The sequence below is a fragment of the Geodermatophilus sp. SYSU D00766 genome, from assembly GCF_054049915.1.
This window is the reverse complement of the sequence record NZ_JBJGYI010000015.1, coordinates 74,233-92,262: the sequence shown is the minus strand read 5'-3', so window position 1 is coordinate 92,262 and position 18,030 is coordinate 74,233. Positions and strand designations below refer to the sequence as shown.

The window sequence follows — 18,030 nt, the reverse complement described above, 5'->3', positions numbered from 1 at the left end:
GACAGCACGACACCGCACGGCGCACCTCCCGGAGACGGCACCCGCGGACCAGACGACGGCACGAGACGACGGCAGAGGACGGCAAGCGACGATGACGACGAGCGACTCGACACCCCCTCCCGGCACGCCCACCGCCCACGAGACCGCCGAGGCGCCGGCCTCCAAGGAGGAACTGCAGCGGGTGGTCGACGAGCGGGCCGCGCAGGCCGAGGCGGCCGAGAGCGAGCCGGTCGTGAACGCGGCCCCGGCGAAGAAGGCGGCGGCCAAGAAGGCACCGGCCAAGAAGGCACCGGCGAAGAAGGCACCGGCGAAGAAGACGACGACCCCGACGACGGCCGCGGCGACCACCGCCGTCGCCGCAGGGGACGGCGCCGCCGAGCCCGCCGCCCCGCGGAAGACCGCCAAGCGGACCGCGAGGAAGGCCGCCGAGGGCGAGGCCCCGGTGAAGGCCACCCGCAAGCGCACCCCCGCCCAGCGGACCGCGGCCGACACGGCGGCCGTGCCCACCGCCGACGTCGTCGCCGAGCAGGGCGGCACGACCGCGCCGGTGGTCGCCCCCGCGCCGATCGCCGAGCCCGGCTCGCCCACCGGCGCGCCCGTGTCGGAGCCCGAGCCGACGCCGGTGACCGCGCCGCAGGCACCCGCCGAGGACGGCGGGCCGGCCTCCGGGGCCGGCGGGGAGGGCGCCGCGGTCCCGGCCGACGCCGTCTCCGAGGAGGACCTGCGCGCCATCGTCGACGGCTGGTCGCGCGACCCGCACCGCGTCCTCGGCGCCCACCCCTCCGGCGACGGCTGGGTCGTGCGGGCGCTGCGGCCCGACGCGTCCGGTGTGGTCGTCGTCGCCGAGGACGGCGCCCGCCACGAGGCCCGCCAGATCCACCCCCGCGGGATCTTCGAGGCCCGGCTGCCGGCGCAGCCCGGCGACTACCGGCTCGAGGTGGCCTACGGCGCGGACACCTTCCCCGTCGACGACCCCTACCGCTGGCTGCCCACCCTCGGCGAGATCGACCGCTACCTGGTCGGCGAGGGCCGCCACGAGCGGCTGTGGGACGTGCTCGGCGCCCACGTGCGCCGCTACGACACCCCGCGCGGCACCGTCGAGGGCGTCTCCTTCGCGGTGTGGGCGCCCAACGCCCAGGGCGTGAAGGTCACCGGCGACTTCGACTACTGGGAGGCCCGGCTCTACCCGATGCGCCAGCTCGGGTCGATCGGCGTCTGGGAGATCTTCATCCCGGGCGTCCCGGTCGGGAGCCGCTACCGCTTCCACGTGCTCGGCGCCGACGGCGTGTGGCGGGAGAAGTCCGACCCCATGGCCTTCGCCACCGAGGTGCCGCCGCACAACGCCTCGGTCGTCACCGAGTCGCACTACGAGTGGAACGACGACGCGTGGCTGGCCGAGCGGGCGCGCGGCGGCTGGCACGAGCGGCCGATGAGCATCTACGAGGTGCACCTGGGCTCCTGGCGGCAGGGGCTGTCCTACCGGCAGCTGGCCGACGAGCTCGTCGACTACGCCGTCGCGGCCGGGTTCACCCACCTGGAGTTCCTGCCGGTCGCCGAACACCCCTTCGGCGGCTCCTGGGGCTACCAGGTCACCAGCTACTACGCCCCGACCTCGCGCTTCGGCCACCCCGACGACCTGCGCTACCTCGTCGACCGGGCCCACCAGGCCGGTCTCGGGATCATCGTCGACTGGGTGCCGGCGCACTTCCCCAAGGACGCGTGGGCGCTGGGCCGCTTCGACGGCACCGCCCTCTACGAGCACGACGACCCCCGCCGCGGCGAGCAGCCGGACTGGGGCACGTTCGTGTTCAACTTCGGCCGCACCGAGGTGCGCAACTTCCTCGTCGCCAACGCGCTGTTCTGGTGCCAGGAGTTCCACATCGACGGGCTGCGGGTCGACGCCGTCGCCTCGATGCTCTACCTCGACTACTCGCGCGAGGACGGCGAGTGGGTGCCCAACCAGTACGGCGGGCGGGAGAACCTGGAGGCGGTGTCGTTCCTGCAGGAGGTCAACGCGACCGTCTACCGCGAGGTGCCCGGCGTGGTCACCATCGCCGAGGAGTCCACCGCCTGGCCCGGCGTCACCCGGCCCACGCACCTGGGCGGCCTGGGCTTCGGGTTCAAGTGGAACATGGGCTGGATGCACGACTCGCTGTCCTACGTCTCCCGGCAGCCGGTGCACCGCAGCTACCACCACAACCAGCTGACGTTCTCGATGATGTACGCCTACTCCGAGAACTACGTGCTGCCGATCTCCCACGACGAGGTCGTCTACGGCAAGGGCTCGCTGCTGCGGAAGATGCCCGGTGACCGGTGGCAGCAGCTGGCCGGCGTCCGCGGCTTCCTGGCCTACATGTGGGCCCACCCGGGCAAGCAGCTGCTGTTCATGGGCTCGGAGTTCGCCCAGGACGGCGAGTGGGCCGAGAGCCGCTCGCTGGACTGGTGGCACCTCGACGACCCCGCGCACCGCGGCGTGCTCCAGCTGGTCACCGACCTCAACGCCCGCTACCGCGAGACCGAGGCGCTGTGGTCGCTCGACGTCGACCCGGCCGGGTTCCAGTGGATCGACGCCAACGACGCGTCGGGCAACGTCCTCACCTTCCTGCGCTACGGCGGGCCGAAGGTGGCCGACGTCCCCACCCGCACCCAGGCGGCGGAGGCCGGCGCCGGCGGCGAGACCCCCGACGGCGGGCAGACCGCCGGTCAGGTGCTGGCCGTCGTCTGCAACTTCTCCGGCACCCCGCACCACGGCTACCGCATCGGCCTGCCCCGCGGCGGCCGCTGGCGGGAGGTGCTCAACACCGACGCCGAGGGCTACGGCGGCTCCGGCGTCGGCAACTACGGCGGCGTCGAGGCCGTCGAGGAGTCCTGGCACGGCCAGCCGTTCTCGGCCACCGTGTCCGCTCCGCCGCTGGGCACCGTCTGGTTCCTGCACGAGGGCTGAGTCAGACCGCCGACGGCCGGGCCGCTCCTCTGGGGAGTGGCCCGGCCGTCGCCGTGCGCAGACCTGTTCCGCCCCCTGCCCCGTCCGTGCATCATGGCCCGGCTCCGCGCCGCCCCCGGTGGCGCGGACCGGCCCACGGGCACCCGCTCCCCGGGTGCCGGCACCCCGGCAGAGAAGGAACACCAGCTCAGATGAGGCATGTCCTGCGCCGCGTCGTCGTCGCGGCAGCGGCGGGCAGCGTGCTGCTCACCGGCTGCACGAGCACCGTCTCCGGCACCGCGTCGCGCGGCCCGGACGTGCCGGTCGACGTCACCTCCGCGGACTTCCCGATCACCGGCGTCGCCGACACCGAGGCCGACCGGCTCGCGCGCAACGCCCTCGCCGACCTGGACACCTTCTGGTCGCAGGCCTACCCCGAGTACTTCGGCGAGGAGTACCAGCCGATCACCGGCGGCTACTTCTCCGTCGACTCGACGAACATCGACGAGTCGGCCTACCCCGACACCGGGATCGGCTGCGCCCGCGCGCCCGAGGACCCCGAGGGCGTGGCCAACAACGCCCACTACGACCCCAACTGCGACGTCGTGGCCTACGACCGCGCGCTGCTGCAGCAGCTCAGCGACGCGTACGGCCCCTACCTCGGCCCGGCGGTCATGGCCCACGAGATCGGCCACGCGATGCAGGGCCGGTTCGGCTTCGCCGACTCGACGATCGTCGTCGAGACCCAGGCCGACTGCCTGGCCGGCGCCTTCACCCGCTGGGTGATCGACGGCAACGCCGACCACGTCGCGCTGCGCGCCGCCGAGCTCGACCAGGTCGTCCTCGGGGTCATCGGGCTGCGCGACCCGGTCGGCACCGACCCCGACGACCAGCGGGCGCACGGCTCCGGCTTCGACCGGATGTCGGCCTTCTACGCCGGCTACGAGGGCGGCGTGGGCTCCTGCCGCGACGACTTCACCGAGGACCGGCTGTTCACCGCCACCGAGTTCACGACGCAGGACGACCTCGACAACGCCGGCAACCTGCCCGCCGACGAGATCGGCGACCTGGTCGCCTCCACCCTGCCGGCGTTCTACCAGTCGGTGTTCCCGGGCCTGGGCGCGCAGTTCACCGAGCCGGCGATCGAGACCTTCGAGGGCGACGCCCCCGACTGCGGCGACATGGGCGCGGAGAACCGCGACCTGGGCTACTGCGAGGCCGACGACACCGTCTACCTCGACGCCGAGCTGCTCGGGTCGGCCTACGACGACATCGGCGACTTCGGCGTCGCCGCGGCGATCTCCGTCGCCTACGCCCAGGCGGCGCGCGCCCAGCTGGACCTGCCCATCGACGACGCCGCGGCGATCTCCTCGGCGGTGTGCCTGACCGGCTGGTACACCGCCCGGTTCTGGACCGGCGACTTCGACCAGCTCGGCAGCCTCTCCCCCGGCGACGTCGACGAGGCGGCCATCTTCCTGCTCACCTACGGGCAGGAGGACGGCGTCTTCCCGAACACCGAGCTGTCGGGCTTCGAGATGGTCGACGCCTTCCGCAACGGCTTCCTCAACGGCGGCGCCGGCTGCGACATCGGCCTCTGAGCCCGCACGACGGCGCCCGTGCCCTGGTCAGGGCGCGGGCGCCGTCGGCGTTCGGAGCGCGCCCGCCCGGGTAGGAGCGGCTCCGATGAGCCACACCGCGCCAGTCCGGGGCGCCCTCGCCGCGCTGCTGACCCTCGGCGTCCTCGTGACGTCGGCGTGCTCGTTCGTCGTCGTCGGCACCCCCCGCTCCCAGGGGATGCCCACCCAGTCGGTCGACGACGGGACGCTGCGGATCGTCGGCGCCACCGACGGGCCGATCGACACCCTCGCCCGCAACGCGCTGGCCGACCTGCAGACCTTCTGGTCGGAGAGCTTCCCCGACGTGTACGGGCAGCAGTTCCCCCCGCTGACCGGCGGCTACTTCAGCGTCGATCCCGACGACGTCGACCCCTCGCTCTACCCCGACGGCATCGGCTGCGGCACCGACCCGCGCGAGCTGGAGAACAACGCCTTCTACTGCTCCTCGCAGGAGGCGCCCAACTCCGACTCGATCAGCTACGACCGGGCCTTCCTCGGCGAGCTCGCCGCGCGCTACGGCGAGGTGCTGCCCCAGCTGGTGATGGCGCACGAGTACGGCCACGCCGTCCAGGCCCGCGTCGGCTACCCGCAGACCTCGATCGCCACCGAGACGCAGGCCGACTGCATGGCCGGGGCGTGGACGGCGTGGGTCACCGCCGGCGACGCCGAGTTCTCCTCGATCGACACCGACGACCTCGACCAGCTGCTGCGCGGCTACTTCCTGCTGCGCGACCCGGTGGGCACCGGCACCGGCGAGCAGCAGGCGCACGGCTCCTACTTCGACCGCGTCTCGGCCTTCCAGGAGGGCTTCGACGACGGCGCCACGGCCTGCCGGGACGACTTCGGCCCCGACCGGGTCTTCACCCAGGGCGAGTTCACCAGCGACCAGGACTTCGCCACCGGCGGCAACGCCTCCTTCCCCGACACCCTGAGCCTCATCGAGACCTCGCTGCCGGAGTTCTGGAGCCGCGCGTTCACCGAGGTGCTCGACGCGCAGTTCACCGAGCCGCAGCTGGAGGGCACCACGAGTCCGCCGGGCTGCGCCCCCGCCGACGTCGCGCTGGTCTTCTGCCCCGACGGCGGGGACGGCGACGGGCTGGTGGCCTACGACGAGCGGTTCGCCGACCAGGTCTACGAGCTCGGCGACTTCGCCGTCGTCACCGGGGTGGCGATCCCCTACGCGCTGGCCGCCCGCGACCAGCTGGGCCTGTCCACCGACGACACCGCGGCACTGCAGTCGGCCGTGTGCCTGACCGGCTGGTACTCCGCGCAGGTCTACAACAACCAGCTGCAGAGTGTGCGGATCTCCCCCGGCGACATCGACGAGAGCGTGCAGTTCCTGCTCGAGTACGGCAACGACCCGGACGTGCTCGCCGACGTCGAGCTGACCGGCTTCCAGCTGGTCGACCTGTTCCGCGCCGGTTTCCTCAACGGCGCGGGGTCCTGCGACGTCGGGGTCTGATGCGGCCTAGTAGAGCGCGGCCATGAGCTGGCGGCGGGCGGCGACGACCCGCGGGTCCTCGGGCCCGACCACGTCGAACAGCTCGACCAGGTGCTGGCGGGCGCGGTCGCGGTCGTCACCGGCGGTCCGGCGGACGACGTCGACCAGGCGGGTGAACGCGCCCTCGACGTCGCCGGTGCCGAGCTGGAAGTCCGCGGCGCGGGTCTGCGCCTCGACGTCGTCGGGGGCGGCGTCGGCGGCGGCGACCGCACCGGGGCCGGCGGCCTCGGCGCGGCGGATCAGCCGGACCTGGCGCAGCGCCAGCCCCGCGACCGGGTGGTCGGGCTCGGTCTCGAGGATCGCGGCGTAGGCGGCCTCGGCGGCCTCGAGGTCACCGCGGTCGAGGGCGGCCTCGGCGGCGTCGAGCCGGGGGTCGTCCATCCCCTCGTCCTCGGCGTCGGGACCGGCCCCGGGGACCGCGCCGCCGGTGGTGGCGCGGACCAGCTCGGTGACGAACTGGCGGGCCTGCTCCTCGGGGATGGCGCCGGTGAACTCCGCGACGAGCTGGCCCTGCCAGACGGCCTTGACCGCCGGGATGCCCTGCACGCGCAGGCCCTGGGCGAGCGCGGGGTTGGCGTCGACGTCGACCTTGGCCAGCACCCACGAGCCGCCGCCCTCGGCGGCCAGCCGCTCGAGCACCGGGGAGAGCTGCTTGCAGGGGCCGCACCACTCGGCCCACAGGTCGAGCACGACCGGCACCTGGAAGGAGCGGTCGAGGACCTCGGTCTGGAAGGTGGCCTCGGTGACGTCGACGACCGCCGAGCCCGGTGCGCCGGCCGGGGCGGCGGCGCTCGGCGGCGGAGCGGCCTGGGCGCGCGCGGCGGCCTCCGAGCGCGCCTTGACGGCGGCGAGGTCGACCGCGCCGGCGAGGGAGGCGGCCAGCTGCGCCTGCTGGGCCTGCGCGCGCGGGTCGGGGCGTCCGGGACGGGTGGGCTGCATGCCCCCATGATCCCACCGGCGGGCGGGCGCGGTGTCAGCCCTCGGCGGACGGCGCCGGATCGACGTCCGCGACGTCGCCGGCGCCCAGCCGCACCCGCCGCAACAGCGCGAAGAGCGTCTCCTGCTCGGCGTCGGGCAGGTCGCCGAGACCGAAGTCGAGCGCGGTGAGCTGTGCGGTGGCCGTCTCGACCACCGCGCGGCCGCGGTCGGTGATGCCGGCGAGGACCCCGCGCCCGTCGGCGGGGTTGGGCCGCCGGTCGACGTAGCCGGCCGCGACCAGCCGGTCGATGGCGTTGGTGACGCTGGTCGGGTGCACCATCAGCCGGCTGCCGATGACCTTGAGCGGCAGCTGCCCGGTGCGGCTGAAGGTCAGCAGCACCAGCACCTCGTAGCGGGCGAAGGTCAGCCCGTGCGGGCGGAGCACCTCGTCGAAGCGGGCGAGCAGGATCTGCTGCACCCGGAACACCGACGTCGCGGCGCGCATCGCCGACGCCGGGCCGAAGCGCTGCTCCCAGGTCTCCCCGGCCCGCTCGATCGGGTCGAACGGCAGCCCCAGCGCCCGGACCATGCGCCCGACGCTACCTGCCCCCCGCGCGCGGCCTGTGTCCGCGCCGACCGGTCACCCGCCGGGGCCACCACGGGTCCCCGACCACGTCAGCCGACCACTCGCTGCTGAGCGGCCAGCACCGCGGCGATCCGGGCGACGAGGCGGGCCGGACGGCGCAGGTCCTCGGCCGTGACGAACAGGACCCGCCACCCCGCCTCGGTCAGCCGGTTGAGCCGGCGCCGGTCGGCCACGAACTGCGCCGGGTCGCCGTGCCAGCGGCCGTCGTACTCGACCGCGAGCCGGTGTCCGGGCCAGGCGAGGTCGACACGAGCCACGAAGCCGCGGTCGTCGCGGACGGTGAACTGCGCGACGGGCCGCGGCAGCCCCGACCGGTGCACCAGCAGGCGCAGGCGGGTCTCCTGCGGCGAACCGGCCAGGCCGTCGGCGAGCGCCGCCGCCGCCCGGACCTGCCGGCACCCGCGACCGGTCGCCGTCGCGGCGGCGTGACGGATGGTCGCGAGGTCGACGACGCCCGCCGCGACGAACCGGTCGAGCGCGACGACCGCCTCCTCGAACGGACCGGAGGCGGCCACGGCGACAGCCGTCGCCGCAGCGGTGGTGACCGCCACGCCGGACCGGCGGGTGACCTGGTCCCCGGTCAGCGCGGCCCGGCGGACCCGGATCCCCGGCACCCGGACGCGGGACCGGTCGGGCGGGACGGTGAGCTCGACGTCATCGGCCGGTCCGGCCAGGTCCGGTCCCCGCAGCACCGCCGCGCTCCTGCCGCTGACGACGGCGCCCGGCACCACGAGGACCGCCGCGGCCCGGGCCCGGAGCCGGTGCGTGAGGTCGACCGTGGTGCAGGCGTAGACGTCGCGGAAGACCCGGCGCCAGGCCGGTCCGCGCAGTTCGTTCTCCGTGAGCAGTCCGGCCGAGACGACGCTGGACCCGCGGAAGACACGGCCGCGCAGCTCCGGCGGTCGGCGGGGTGGCCTGGGCACCGGCGCAGCCTGCCCGGAAGCAGCCGCGTGCCGCCGCGGGCGTCCACAGGACGCACCGAGTGGTCAGCAGCAGTGGTCATCCCCGGTGGGAGACCACGGCTGGTGACCACTCGGCGGGACAGGCGGGTGGCGAGCCTCAGGCGGCGGGGCGGAGGCGGGGCACCCCGCGGACGCCGAACACCTCCCGCAGCGCCACCTGCGCGGCGTTGTCCCCGCAGGCGCCGTGCACCGCCGGCCCGGGCGGGGTGGCCGACGAGGCGAGGAAGACCCCCGGCACCGGCGTCTTGTAGGTGTTCCACCGCGGCACCGGGCGGAAGAGCATCTGCCGCAGGGTCGCCTGGCCGTTGGAGATGTCCCCGCCGAGGTACATCGGGTTCCACGCCTCCATCTGGACGGCGTTCTTCGTGGCCCGCTCGACCACGGTGTCCTTGAACCCCGGCGCGAAGCGCTCGATCTGGTCCTCGATGGCCGCGGTCATGTCCACCTCGGAGCCGTGCGGGACGTGCACGTAGGCCCAGAAGACGTGACCGCCGGCGGGGGCGCGGGTCGGGTCGGGCACGGTCGGCTGGACGGCGAGCACGTACGGGCGGTCGGTGGTCCGCCCCTGGTTGGGGGCCCGCTCGCCGGCGATCGTCTCCTCCAGCGTCCCGGCGACGTGCAGGGTGCCGGCCCGCCGGACGTCGGGGTGGGTCCACGGCACCGGGTCGGACAGGATCCAGTCGATCTTGAAGACGCCGGCGCCGTGGCGGTAGCGCCGCACCCACCGCCGGTAGCCCTCGTTGACCCGGTCGCCGGCCATCGAGACGAACGCCTCAGGGGTGGTGTCGAGCAGCACCGCCGGGACGCCGTCGAACTCCCGCAGGTCGGTGACCAGGTGCCCGGTGACCACCTCGCCGCCCTGCTGCTCCAGCGCGGTGACCATGGCGTCGGCGAGGTTCTGCGACCCGCCCTCGACGAGCGGCCAGCCGACGTGGTGGCCGAGCATCGTCAGCAGCATCCCGAGTGCGGAGGTCAGCGGCTGGCTCAGGTCGAGCATGCCGTGGGCCGCGGCACCGCCGAGCAGCGCCCGGGCCTCCTCGGTCTCGAAGTACCGGCGCGCCAGCCAGCTCACGTTCGGCAGCCCGTTGAGCCCGAAGTGCACGATCTGCGGCACGCTGCGGGTGGGCGGGCGGCGCAGCCGGCTGTTGAGGAAGTAGTCGACGACGTCCTGGCCGTGCTCGACGAGCGGCTCGAACAGCCGCCGGTAGGACGCCCCGTCGCGGCCCAGCCCGTCCGCGGTCTCCTCGAGCGAGTGGTACGCGACCGCCGCGCGGCCGCCGTCGAGCGGGTGGGCGTAGTTGACCTCCGGCTGCACCAGCCGCACGCCGCGGCTGGGCAGGTCGAACTCGCGGAAGAACGGCGACGCCGCGGCCATCGGCTGCACGATCGAGCAGACGTCGTGCCGGTAGCCCGGCCGCATGAGCTCCTCAGTGCGCATCCCGCCGCCGGGCCGGTCCGCCGCCTCGACCACCTGCACCCGCAGCCCGGCGGCCGCCAGCCGCAGCGCCGCGGCCAGCCCGTTGGGCCCGGACCCGACGACGACGGCGTCCGGCTTCCCGTTCATCGGCAGACCCCGTTCACCCGGTCAGTCTGCCCGCGGGGGCTCAGAGCTGCGCGAGGAGCCGGTCGGCGGCGCGGTAGGGGTCGGTCTCCCCCGCCACCACCGCCTCCGCGAGCGCGGCCAGCGCCGCCGACCCGCGCACCTCGCCGATCCGCTCCCGCAGCCCGGTCAGCGCGATCGCCTCGATCTCCCGGGCGGCCCGCTCGGTGCGGCGGCGGGCGCCCTCCCCCGAGTCGGCGAGCCACCGGCGGTGCGCCTCGACCTCGTCGAGCAGCCGGTCCACGCCGTCGCCGCGCGAGGCCACCGTGCGCACGATCGGCGGCCGCCAGGCGCCGGGCCCGGTGTGCCGCCCGCCCAGGGACTGCGCGTAGCGCAGGTCGCGCACCGTCGCGTCCGCGCCGTCGCGGTCGGCCTTGTTGACGACGAACACGTCGGCGATCTCGAGGATCCCGGCCTTGGCCGCCTGGATGCCGTCGCCCATCCCGGGCGCGACGAGCACGAGCGTGGTGTCGGCCAGCGCGGCGACCTCCAGCTCGGACTGCCCCACGCCGACGGTCTCGACCAGGACGACGTCGCAGCCGGCCACGTCGAGCACCCGCAGCGCCTGCGGCGTCGCCCACGCCAGCCCGCCGAGGTGCCCGCGGGAGGCCATCGACCGGATGAAGACACCGGGGTCGCCGGCGTGGTCCTGCATGCGCACCCGGTCGCCGAGCAGCGCCCCGCCGGAGAAGGGCGAGGACGGGTCGACGGCGAGCACGCCGACCCGCCGCCCGGCGGCCCGCAGCGCGCGCACCAGCGCCGTCGTCGTCGTGGACTTCCCGACGCCGGGCGCGCCGGTGAGCCCCAGCACCTGGGCCGAGCCGGTGTGCGGGGTCAGCGCGGCGGCGACGTCGCGCAGCGCGGGGCCGGCGTCCTCGACCAGCGAGATCAGCCGGGCGACCGCGCGGGCCTCGCCGTCGCGGGCGCGGGCGACCAGATCGGGGACGTCGACCGCGCGCCGGCCCCGCCTCCCACGCGGGGAGGCGGGGCCGGGCGTCGCGACGGCCGCGCCCGCCAGGACGTGGCCGTCGGGCGTCACGCGGGAGCGGGCACGTGCAGGATCAGCGCGTCGCCCTGCCCGCCACCGCCGCACAGCGCGGCGGCACCGACGCCGCCACCGCGGCGGCGCAGCTCCAGCGCGACGTCGAGCACGATCCGGGCGCCGCTCATGCCGATCGGGTGGCCCAGGGCGATGGCCCCGCCGTTGGGGTTGACCTTGTCCGGGTCGAGGCCGAGCTCGCGGGTGGAGACCAGGGCGACGGCGGCGAAGGCCTCGTTGAACTCGACCAGGTCGAGGTCCTCGGGGGCGATGCCCTCCCGCTCGCAGGCCCGCCGGACCGCGCGCGCGGGCTGGCTCTGCAGGGTCGCGTCGGGCCCGGCGACGACGCCGTGGGCGCCGATCTCGGCGATCGGGGTGATGCCCAGCTCCGCGGCCTTCTCCGCGCTCATGACCACGACCGCGCAGGCGCCGTCGGAGATCTGCGAGGCGGTGCCGGCGGTGATGGTGCCGTCCTTGGCGAAGGCCGGCTTGAGCCGCGCGAGGGTCTCGACCGTGGTGTCGGCGCGGACGCCCTCGTCGTCGCGGAACTCGATCGGGTCGCCCTTGCGCTGCGGGACGAGCACGGGGGTGATCGCCTCGTCGAAGATCCCGTTCTTGCCCGCGCGGGCGGCCTTCTGGTGGCTCTCCGCGGCGAAGGCGTCCTGCTCCTCGCGGGTCAGGCGGTAGCGGTCGTTGGCCTGCTCGGTCAGCGCGCCCATGGCGACCTGGTCGAAGGTGTCGGTCAGCCCGTCGTGGGCCATCGCGTCGACGAGCCGGGCGTCGCCGTACCTGGTGCCGGTGCGGCCGCTGGGCAGCAGGTGCGGCGCCTGCGTCATCGACTCCTGCCCACCGGCGACGACGACGTCGAACTCGCCGGCGCGGATGAGCTGGTCGGCCAGCGCGATGGCGCTCAGGCCGGACAGGCAGACCTTGTTCACGGTGATCGCCGGGACGGTCATCGGGATGCCGGCGGCGACTGCGGCGGGGCGGGCGGGGTTCTGCCCGGCGCCGGCCTGCAGCACCTGGCCCATGATCACGTACTCGACCTGGTCCCCGCCGATGCCCGCCCGCTCGAGGGCCGCCTTGATCGCGACGCCGCCGAGGTCGGCCGCGGAGAAGTCCTTGAGCGAGCCGAGCAGCCGGCCCATCGGGGTCCGGGCGCCGCTGACGATCACCGAGCGGGACATGCTGCCTCCTGGAGCGCGCCGCCGACGCTGGCGGCGACGGGTCGGGTCGCGCCCGCGGGGATCGCAGGGCGGTGACAGGGCCTGCGGCGAGGATAGATCGATTCTCCAACCGGGGCGACGGCCCGGCCGGGCCCGCCCGGGGAGGCAGGCCGGCGACGTGATGCGCACCACACCCGTGAGTCGTCTCAGACGTCTTGCGCCATCATGGCCCGATGACCGGTCTGCCCGCCGAGCTGTTCACCACCGTCGACCACGTCGGCATCGCCGTCCCGGACCTGGACGAGGCGATCGCCTTCTACGCGCGGACCTTCGGCGTGCGCTCGGTGCACGAGGAGACCAACGAGGAGCAGGGCGTCCGCGAGGCGATGCTCGCTGTCGGCGACGGCGAGACCCGCATCCAGCTGCTCGCGCCCCTCACGCCCGAGTCGACGATCGCGAGGTTCATCGGCCGCTCCGGCCCTGGCCTGCAGCAGCTGGCCTTCCGGGTCGACGACGTCGAGGCGGCCGCGGCCACGCTGCGCGAACGCGGCCTGCGGCTGCTCTACGACGCCCCGAGGCGGGGGACGTCGGGCAGCCGCGTCAACTTCGTGCACCCCAAGGACGCCGGCGGCGTGCTCGTGGAACTCGTCGAGCCCGCCCGCCCCGCCTCCTGAACGCCGGCGGTTACCGGTCGGTAACCTGCCGCCGCACCACCCGTACCGCAGCACCGCCCTCCGAGCCGACCAAGACCCGGGAGTGATCCGTGGACGCGATCAGGGACGCCATCCTCGCCGACCAGCTGGCCGACATCGGCGGGCTGCCGGTACCGGAGTCCTACCGGGCGGTCGTCGTCCGCAAGGACGAGCAGGAGATGTTCGCGGGGATGCCGACGAAGGAGAAGGACCCCCGCAAGTCGCTGCACGTCGAGGAGGTCCCCACCCCCGAGCTGGGCCCGGGCGAGGCGATCGTGGCCGTGATGGCGTCCTCGGTGAACTACAACACCGTCTGGACGTCGATCTTCGAGCCGGTGAGCACCTTCGGGTTCCTCGAGCGCTACGGCCGGCAGAACCCGCTGACCAAGCGGCACGACCTGCCCTACCACGTCGTCGGCTCCGACCTGGCCGGCGTCGTCCTGCGGGTGGGCCCCGGGGTGAACAAGTGGCGGCCCGGCGACGAGGTGGTGGCCCACTGCCTGTCGGTGGAGCTGGAGGACCCGGCCGGCCACGACGACACGATGATGGACCCTCAGCAGCGGATCTGGGGCTTCGAGACCAACTTCGGCGGCCTGGCCGAGCTGGCGCTGGTCAAGAGCAACCAGCTCATGCCCAAGCCGGCGCACCTGTCCTGGGAGGAGGCGGCCGCGCCCGGGCTGGTCAACTCCACCGCCTACCGGCAGCTGGTGTCCCGCAACGGCGCGGGCATGAAGCAGGGCGACGTCGTCCTCATCTGGGGCGCCTCGGGCGGGCTGGGCTCCTACGCCACCCAGATGGCCCTCAACGGCGGCGCCATCCCCGTCTGCGTCGTCTCCAGCCCCGAGAAGGCCGACATCGTCCGCTCCCTGGGCGCCGAGCTGGTCATCGACCGCTCCGCCGAGGGCTACCGGTTCTGGAAGGACGAGGACACCCAGGACCCGAAGGAGTGGCAGCGGTTCGGCAAGCGCATCCGGGAGCTGACCGGCGGGGACGACGTCGACATCGTCTTCGAGCACCCCGGCCGGGAGACCTTCGGCGCCAGCGTCTACGTCGCCAAGAAGGGCGGCACCATCGTCACCTGCGCCTCCACCAGCGGGTACATGCACTCCTACGACAACCGCTACCTGTGGATGAACCTCAAGCGGATCGTCGGCTCGCACTTCGCCAACTACAAGGAGGCGTGGGAGGCCAACCGGCTCATCGACCGGGGCCTCGTGCACCCCACCCTGTCGCGCACCTACGCGATGGCCGACGTCGGCCAGGCCGCCTACGACGTCCACCACAACCTGCACCAGGGCAAGGTCGGTGTGCTGACCCTCGCCCCGGAGGAGGGCCTCGGGGTCAAGGACGCGCAGAAGCGCGAGCGGCACCTGTCCGCGATCAACCGCTTCCGGGGCGTGTGATCCCCGCGGGGAGCCGACCGCGCGGTCCGCCGGACACGCTGACGACACTCCCGGACTCTGCGAGGATGGCCGCATGACCGATCCCCGCCGCGACCTGCTGCCGATGCGCGAGGCCCAGCACTCGTTCGACGTGGTGCTGCGGGGCTACGACCGCCACCAGGTCGCCGAGACCATCGAGCGCCTCGAGGCCGACATCCGGGTCGCCCTCGCCGACCGGGACGCCGCCGTCGGCCGTGCGGGCGACCTCGCCGGCCAGCTGTCGGCGATGCACGGGGAGATCGAGCAGCTGCGCCGCAAGGCCGCCACCTCCGGGCCGGCCACCTTCGAGAACATGAGCGAGCGCATCTCGCACATGCTCCGGCTGGCCGAGGAGGAGGCCGCCGACATCCGCGGCGCCGCCGAGCAGGAGGCGCGCGCGCTGCGCGAGCAGACCGCCGCCGAGGAGCGGGCGATGCTCGAGCGGCACGCCGCCGGCCAGGCCGAGGTGGAGCGGATGCTCGCCGAGGCCCGCCAGAACGCCGAGCAGATCGCCACCAAGGCGCAGATCCGCGCCGACGAGCTCGTCGCCAAGGCCCAGGAGAAGGTGGCCCGCCTCGAGGCGGAGTCCCAGGCCCGCCGCACCAAGGCGGAGGAGGACTTCGAGATCGCCCAGCGCGCCCGCCGGATGGAGGCCGCCCGCATCGAGGAGGAGCGCGAGCGCGCCTCGGTGCAGGCCGCGCAGGACCGGGTCGCCGCGGCCGAGGCGCACGCGGCCCGCGTCGTCGGGGAGGCCGAGGCCTCGGCCGCCGCCATCCGCCGGATCCGCGACGAGCTGACCGGCCGGCTCGTCGAGGCGCGCCGGGTGCTCGGCGCCCTGCCCGACCTGGCCGACCGGCCGCAGCCGCGTCCGGCGGCCCCGCAGCCGGGCCAGGGGGGCCAGCAGGGTCAGCCGCAGCAGGGTCAGCCGCAGCAGGGTCAGCCGCAGCAGGGTCAGGCTCCCCAGCAGAGCCAGGCCCAGCCGGGCCAGCCTCCCCAGCAGAGCCAGCCGCCGCGGCCTGGGGCGACCCAGGAGGTGCGGCTGCCGCGCCGGGAGCCCGTGGGGCCGCAGACCGCCGTCCAGCCGGTCGCCGGGCCGCAGACGGGGATGCAGCCCGCGGTGGGTCCGCAGACCGCCGTGCAGCCCGGCGTCGGGGTCCCCGGCGGCGGCCAGCAGGGCGCATCGCACCCGCCGTCGCACGCCCGCACCGTCGAGACGCCGGCCGCCGGTGCCGGGGAGGCCGCGGCCGCCCGTCAGCCGACCCGCGCGCCGTCCACCCAGCCGGCCGCGCAGCAGCCGGACTCCACCTCCCCGGAGCGCACCCAGGCCATCCGCCCGGTCCACACCAGCGGCCAGGACGACGGACGGCACGCCGGCGGGTCCACCCGCGTCCCCGAGGGCGAGCGCCCGGCCGGGCAGGAGCAGCGCCCGGCGGACCCGCCGACGCTGGTGCAGCCCGCGGCCGGGCAGCAGGACACCGGCGGGCAGCCGGCCGTCCCCGGGCGCCGCTGACACCCACGGCAGACCGCGGCCCGCGCGCGGGCCGCGCCGCGGCACGGTAGGCAGGACGCGTGCCTGACGCCGCCGGACCGGAGAGCCCCGGTCCGGCGGGCGGACCGCGCCACGCCGACCCCGACGGCACGCCGGCACCGGCGCTCCCCCGCCTCGGGCACCGCGCCCGGCACCGCGACCGGTCCACCCGGCTGCGTCCACTCCTCCGCGGCGCGCTCCTGGCGCTGGCCGCACTCGTCGCCGCCGCCGCGCTGGTCCCCCGGCTGGCCGGCGCCCCGGCCGACGGGCCGGGGACCACCGCTCCTGCACCCGCCGCCGGGGAGCCCGGCACGCCGGCCGCGTGGCTGCCCGCCGCCCTGCCGCCGACGACCGACCTGGCCGCTCCCGACGCCGTCCGCGAGGAGCTGTCCGCCGCCGGCGTCCCGCCCGACCGGCTGCGCTCCGCCGAGGCCGGCGTCGCGTCCGGCAGCCTGCTCGCCGTGACCGGTGCGGCTCCGCCGGGCTCGCGGGTGGTCGCGCGCTTCGACCGGCCGGGCGGTGGCGAGCTCCTCGTGGTCGACCCGCGACCGGGCGAGCCGACCGCCGAGCAGCTCGAGCGGCGCCGGTCGCTGGCCGAGGCGCTGCTGGCCAACCCGACCACCGTCGCCGACCCGGAGGCCGCCGAGGTCCTGCGGTCGGGCGAGGTCGACCTGCGGCTGCTCAGCCTGCTGGCCGCGCTCGCCGCCCGGGAGGGCGTCGGCGTCGCCGCCTTCCCGGTCCTCCCCGGCGAGGAGGACGCCACCACGCCGGCCCGCCGGGTGCTGGTCGACGCCGTCGGGGGCGCCGCGGTCCCCGACGACCCGGCCGCCACCGACCGGCTGCGGGCCTGGCTGGCGGCCCAGCGACCGCCGTTCCGGCCCGACGACGTCCAGGTGACCGACGACGGCGTGCTGGTCTCCTACCGCTACGCCCCGGACCCCGACGCCCTGGTCGCCGACGCCACCCGGTGACCGACCCCGGCGTGCGCGCCCGCGGGCGAGCGGGTAGACGTGGGACGTCCCGGCCGCGGTGCGGACCCCGCCGGCCGGGTCTCGACACGGGGGAGGCACGAGTGACGAGGACCGGTCGCGTCCTGATCGTGGCGGCACTGACCGCCGCGCTGGCCGGGCTGCCGCTGTCCGCGGCGAGCGCGGAGGAGGGTGGCCGGCTGCGGCTGGCGCACCTGTCCCCCGACACACCCGCGGTCGACGTCTACGTCGACTCGGTCGCCGACCCCGCCGCCGGTCAGGTGTTCAGCGCGGTCGGCTATGGCACGGTGTCGGACTACCAGACCGTGCCGGCCGGCACCTACGCGATCAGCATGCGCGCCGCGGGCGCCGCGCCGGACGCGCCTCCGGTGCTGTCGACGACGGTCGAGGTGACCGACGGCACCGCCCGCACGGTGGCCGGCGTCGGACCGTTCGCCGAGGTCGGGCTCGAGGTCCTCGAGGACGACCTGACGCCCCCGGCGGCCGGGGCATCGCGGCTGCGGGTGGTCGCGGCCGCGTCGACGGCGCCCACCCTCGACGTCGCGGTGGCCGGCGGGCAGCAGGTGGCCGACGACGTCGCCTTCGCCGACACCACCGGCTACGTCGACGTCCCCGCCGGGACGACGAGCCTCACCGTGACCCCCGGCGGCGGGCAGGCCACGGACCTGCCGGTCGAGACGGCCGCGGGCTCGGTCTACAGCGTGCTGGTGCTCGACCGGCCCGGCGGCGGCCTGACCGTGCGGGCCGTGCTCGACGCCGCCGGCCCCGCCGTCGTCCCGAGCGGCGGCGTGGAGGCCGGTGCCGGCGGCACCGCACCCGCCGAGGGCCCGTCGCTGCCGGTGGTGCTGACCGCCGCGGGTGGGGCGCTGGCGGCCGGCGCGGGACTCCTCGCGGCGACCCGGCGACGCGCGGCCGCCCGGCCGAGGCACGCCGCCGTCCGGGGCCGGTGACCGCGCCGGCCCGCCACCGGGCACCCCGGCGCGGGTCCCGGTACCGGACCCGCCACCGGAGCGCGGCGGTCCTGCCGGG

At 75.6% G+C, this 18,030-nt stretch carries 14 protein-coding genes; 8 read left to right on the top strand and 6 right to left on the bottom strand.

What is annotated here, in order from left to right:
* Positions 1-91: 91 nt before the first annotated feature.
* The 3 genes from glgB (at position 92) to ACI8AD_RS13295 (ending at position 6,001) form a co-directional block, all read left to right on the top strand.
* Positions 92-2,944 (top strand): 1,4-alpha-glucan branching protein GlgB, encoded by a 2,853-nt coding sequence (gene glgB, locus ACI8AD_RS13305; protein ID WP_456871006.1) that lies wholly within the window; start codon positions 92-94, stop codon positions 2,942-2,944.
* A gap of 191 nt (positions 2,945-3,135) precedes the next feature.
* Entirely contained in the window at positions 3,136-4,521 is a 1,386-nt protein-coding gene (locus ACI8AD_RS13300) for a neutral zinc metallopeptidase (protein ID WP_456871005.1), read from the top strand.
* An 85-nt stretch (positions 4,522-4,606) separates the two neighbouring features.
* Entirely contained in the window at positions 4,607-6,001 is a 1,395-nt protein-coding gene (locus tag ACI8AD_RS13295) for a neutral zinc metallopeptidase (RefSeq protein ID WP_456871004.1), read from the top strand.
* A 6-nt stretch (positions 6,002-6,007) separates the two neighbouring features.
* Here the strand turns inward: ACI8AD_RS13295 and ACI8AD_RS13290 are convergent, their stop codons facing one another.
* The 6 genes from ACI8AD_RS13290 to ACI8AD_RS13265 form a co-directional block, all read right to left on the bottom strand.
* Complete coding sequence (locus ACI8AD_RS13290) at positions 6,008-6,979, bottom strand: tetratricopeptide repeat protein (RefSeq protein WP_456871003.1); 972 nt, start codon at positions 6,977-6,979, stop codon at positions 6,008-6,010.
* Between the two features lie 34 nt (positions 6,980-7,013).
* On the bottom strand, positions 7,014-7,547 hold the full coding sequence (locus ACI8AD_RS13285; protein WP_456871002.1) for a MarR family winged helix-turn-helix transcriptional regulator: 534 nt from the start codon (positions 7,545-7,547) through the stop codon (positions 7,014-7,016).
* Positions 7,548-7,633: 86 nt separating this feature from the next.
* Entirely contained in the window at positions 7,634-8,527 is an 894-nt protein-coding gene (locus ACI8AD_RS13280) for an endonuclease domain-containing protein (protein WP_456871001.1), read from the bottom strand.
* Between the two features lie 136 nt (positions 8,528-8,663).
* Positions 8,664-10,130, bottom strand: a complete 1,467-nt coding sequence (locus tag ACI8AD_RS13275; protein ID WP_456871000.1) for a phytoene desaturase family protein — start codon at positions 10,128-10,130, stop codon at positions 8,664-8,666.
* 40 nt (positions 10,131-10,170) lie between these two features.
* Entirely contained in the window at positions 10,171-11,205 is a 1,035-nt protein-coding gene (meaB, locus tag ACI8AD_RS13270) for a methylmalonyl Co-A mutase-associated GTPase MeaB (protein ID WP_456870999.1), read from the bottom strand.
* A complete protein-coding gene (locus ACI8AD_RS13265) occupies positions 11,202-12,392 on the bottom strand; it encodes an acetyl-CoA C-acetyltransferase (RefSeq protein WP_456870998.1) in 1,191 nt (396 codons plus the stop codon). The genes meaB and ACI8AD_RS13265 overlap by 4 nt, the downstream gene beginning before the upstream one ends.
* 212 nt (positions 12,393-12,604) lie before the next feature.
* Here ACI8AD_RS13265 and mce point away from each other — a divergent pair, with 212 nt between their 5' ends.
* The 5 genes from mce to ACI8AD_RS13240 all read left to right on the top strand — a co-directional run bounded on the left by mce (position 12,605) and on the right by ACI8AD_RS13240 (position 17,951).
* Positions 12,605-13,045 carry a methylmalonyl-CoA epimerase gene (gene mce / locus ACI8AD_RS13260; protein WP_456870997.1) on the top strand — a complete coding sequence of 147 codons (441 nt, stop codon included), beginning with the start codon at positions 12,605-12,607 and terminating at the stop codon, positions 13,043-13,045.
* 89 nt (positions 13,046-13,134) lie between these two features.
* The gene (gene ccrA, locus ACI8AD_RS13255; RefSeq protein ID WP_456870996.1) at positions 13,135-14,466 is read left to right on the top strand and encodes a crotonyl-CoA carboxylase/reductase; all 1,332 of its coding nucleotides are present in this window, start codon (positions 13,135-13,137) and stop codon (positions 14,464-14,466) included.
* A gap of 73 nt (positions 14,467-14,539) precedes the next feature.
* The gene (locus ACI8AD_RS13250) at positions 14,540-15,994 is read left to right on the top strand and encodes a hypothetical protein (protein ID WP_456870995.1); all 1,455 of its coding nucleotides are present in this window, start codon (positions 14,540-14,542) and stop codon (positions 15,992-15,994) included.
* A gap of 59 nt (positions 15,995-16,053) precedes the next feature.
* Positions 16,054-16,983 (top strand): hypothetical protein, encoded by a 930-nt coding sequence (locus ACI8AD_RS13245; protein ID WP_456870994.1) that lies wholly within the window; start codon positions 16,054-16,056, stop codon positions 16,981-16,983.
* 101 nt (positions 16,984-17,084) lie between these two features.
* Positions 17,085-17,951 carry a DUF4397 domain-containing protein gene (locus ACI8AD_RS13240; RefSeq protein ID WP_456870993.1) on the top strand — a complete coding sequence of 289 codons (867 nt, stop codon included), beginning with the start codon at positions 17,085-17,087 and terminating at the stop codon, positions 17,949-17,951.
* Positions 17,952-18,030: the final 79 nt, after the last annotated feature.

Bases quoted from the DNA above. Each gene is read 5' to 3' on its own strand.
- ACI8AD_RS13300 (WP_456871005.1), top strand. From the start codon at position 3,136: ATGAGGCATGTCCTGCGCCGCGTCGTCGTCGCGGCAGCGGCGGGCAGC.
- ACI8AD_RS13285 (WP_456871002.1), bottom strand. From the start codon at position 7,547: ATGGTCCGGGCGCTGGGGCTGCCGTTCGACCCGATCGAGCGGGCCGGG.
- ACI8AD_RS13250 (WP_456870995.1), top strand. From the start codon at position 14,540: ATGACCGATCCCCGCCGCGACCTGCTGCCGATGCGCGAGGCCCAGCAC.
- ACI8AD_RS13265 (WP_456870998.1), bottom strand. From the start codon at position 12,392: ATGTCCCGCTCGGTGATCGTCAGCGGCGCCCGGACCCCGATGGGCCGG.
- ACI8AD_RS13275 (WP_456871000.1), bottom strand. From the start codon at position 10,130: ATGAACGGGAAGCCGGACGCCGTCGTCGTCGGGTCCGGGCCCAACGGG.
- mce (WP_456870997.1), top strand. From the start codon at position 12,605: ATGACCGGTCTGCCCGCCGAGCTGTTCACCACCGTCGACCACGTCGGC.
- ACI8AD_RS13295 (WP_456871004.1), top strand. From the start codon at position 4,607: ATGAGCCACACCGCGCCAGTCCGGGGCGCCCTCGCCGCGCTGCTGACC.
- ACI8AD_RS13290 (WP_456871003.1), bottom strand. From the start codon at position 6,979: ATGCAGCCCACCCGTCCCGGACGCCCCGACCCGCGCGCGCAGGCCCAG.
- glgB (WP_456871006.1), top strand. From the start codon at position 92: ATGACGACGAGCGACTCGACACCCCCTCCCGGCACGCCCACCGCCCAC.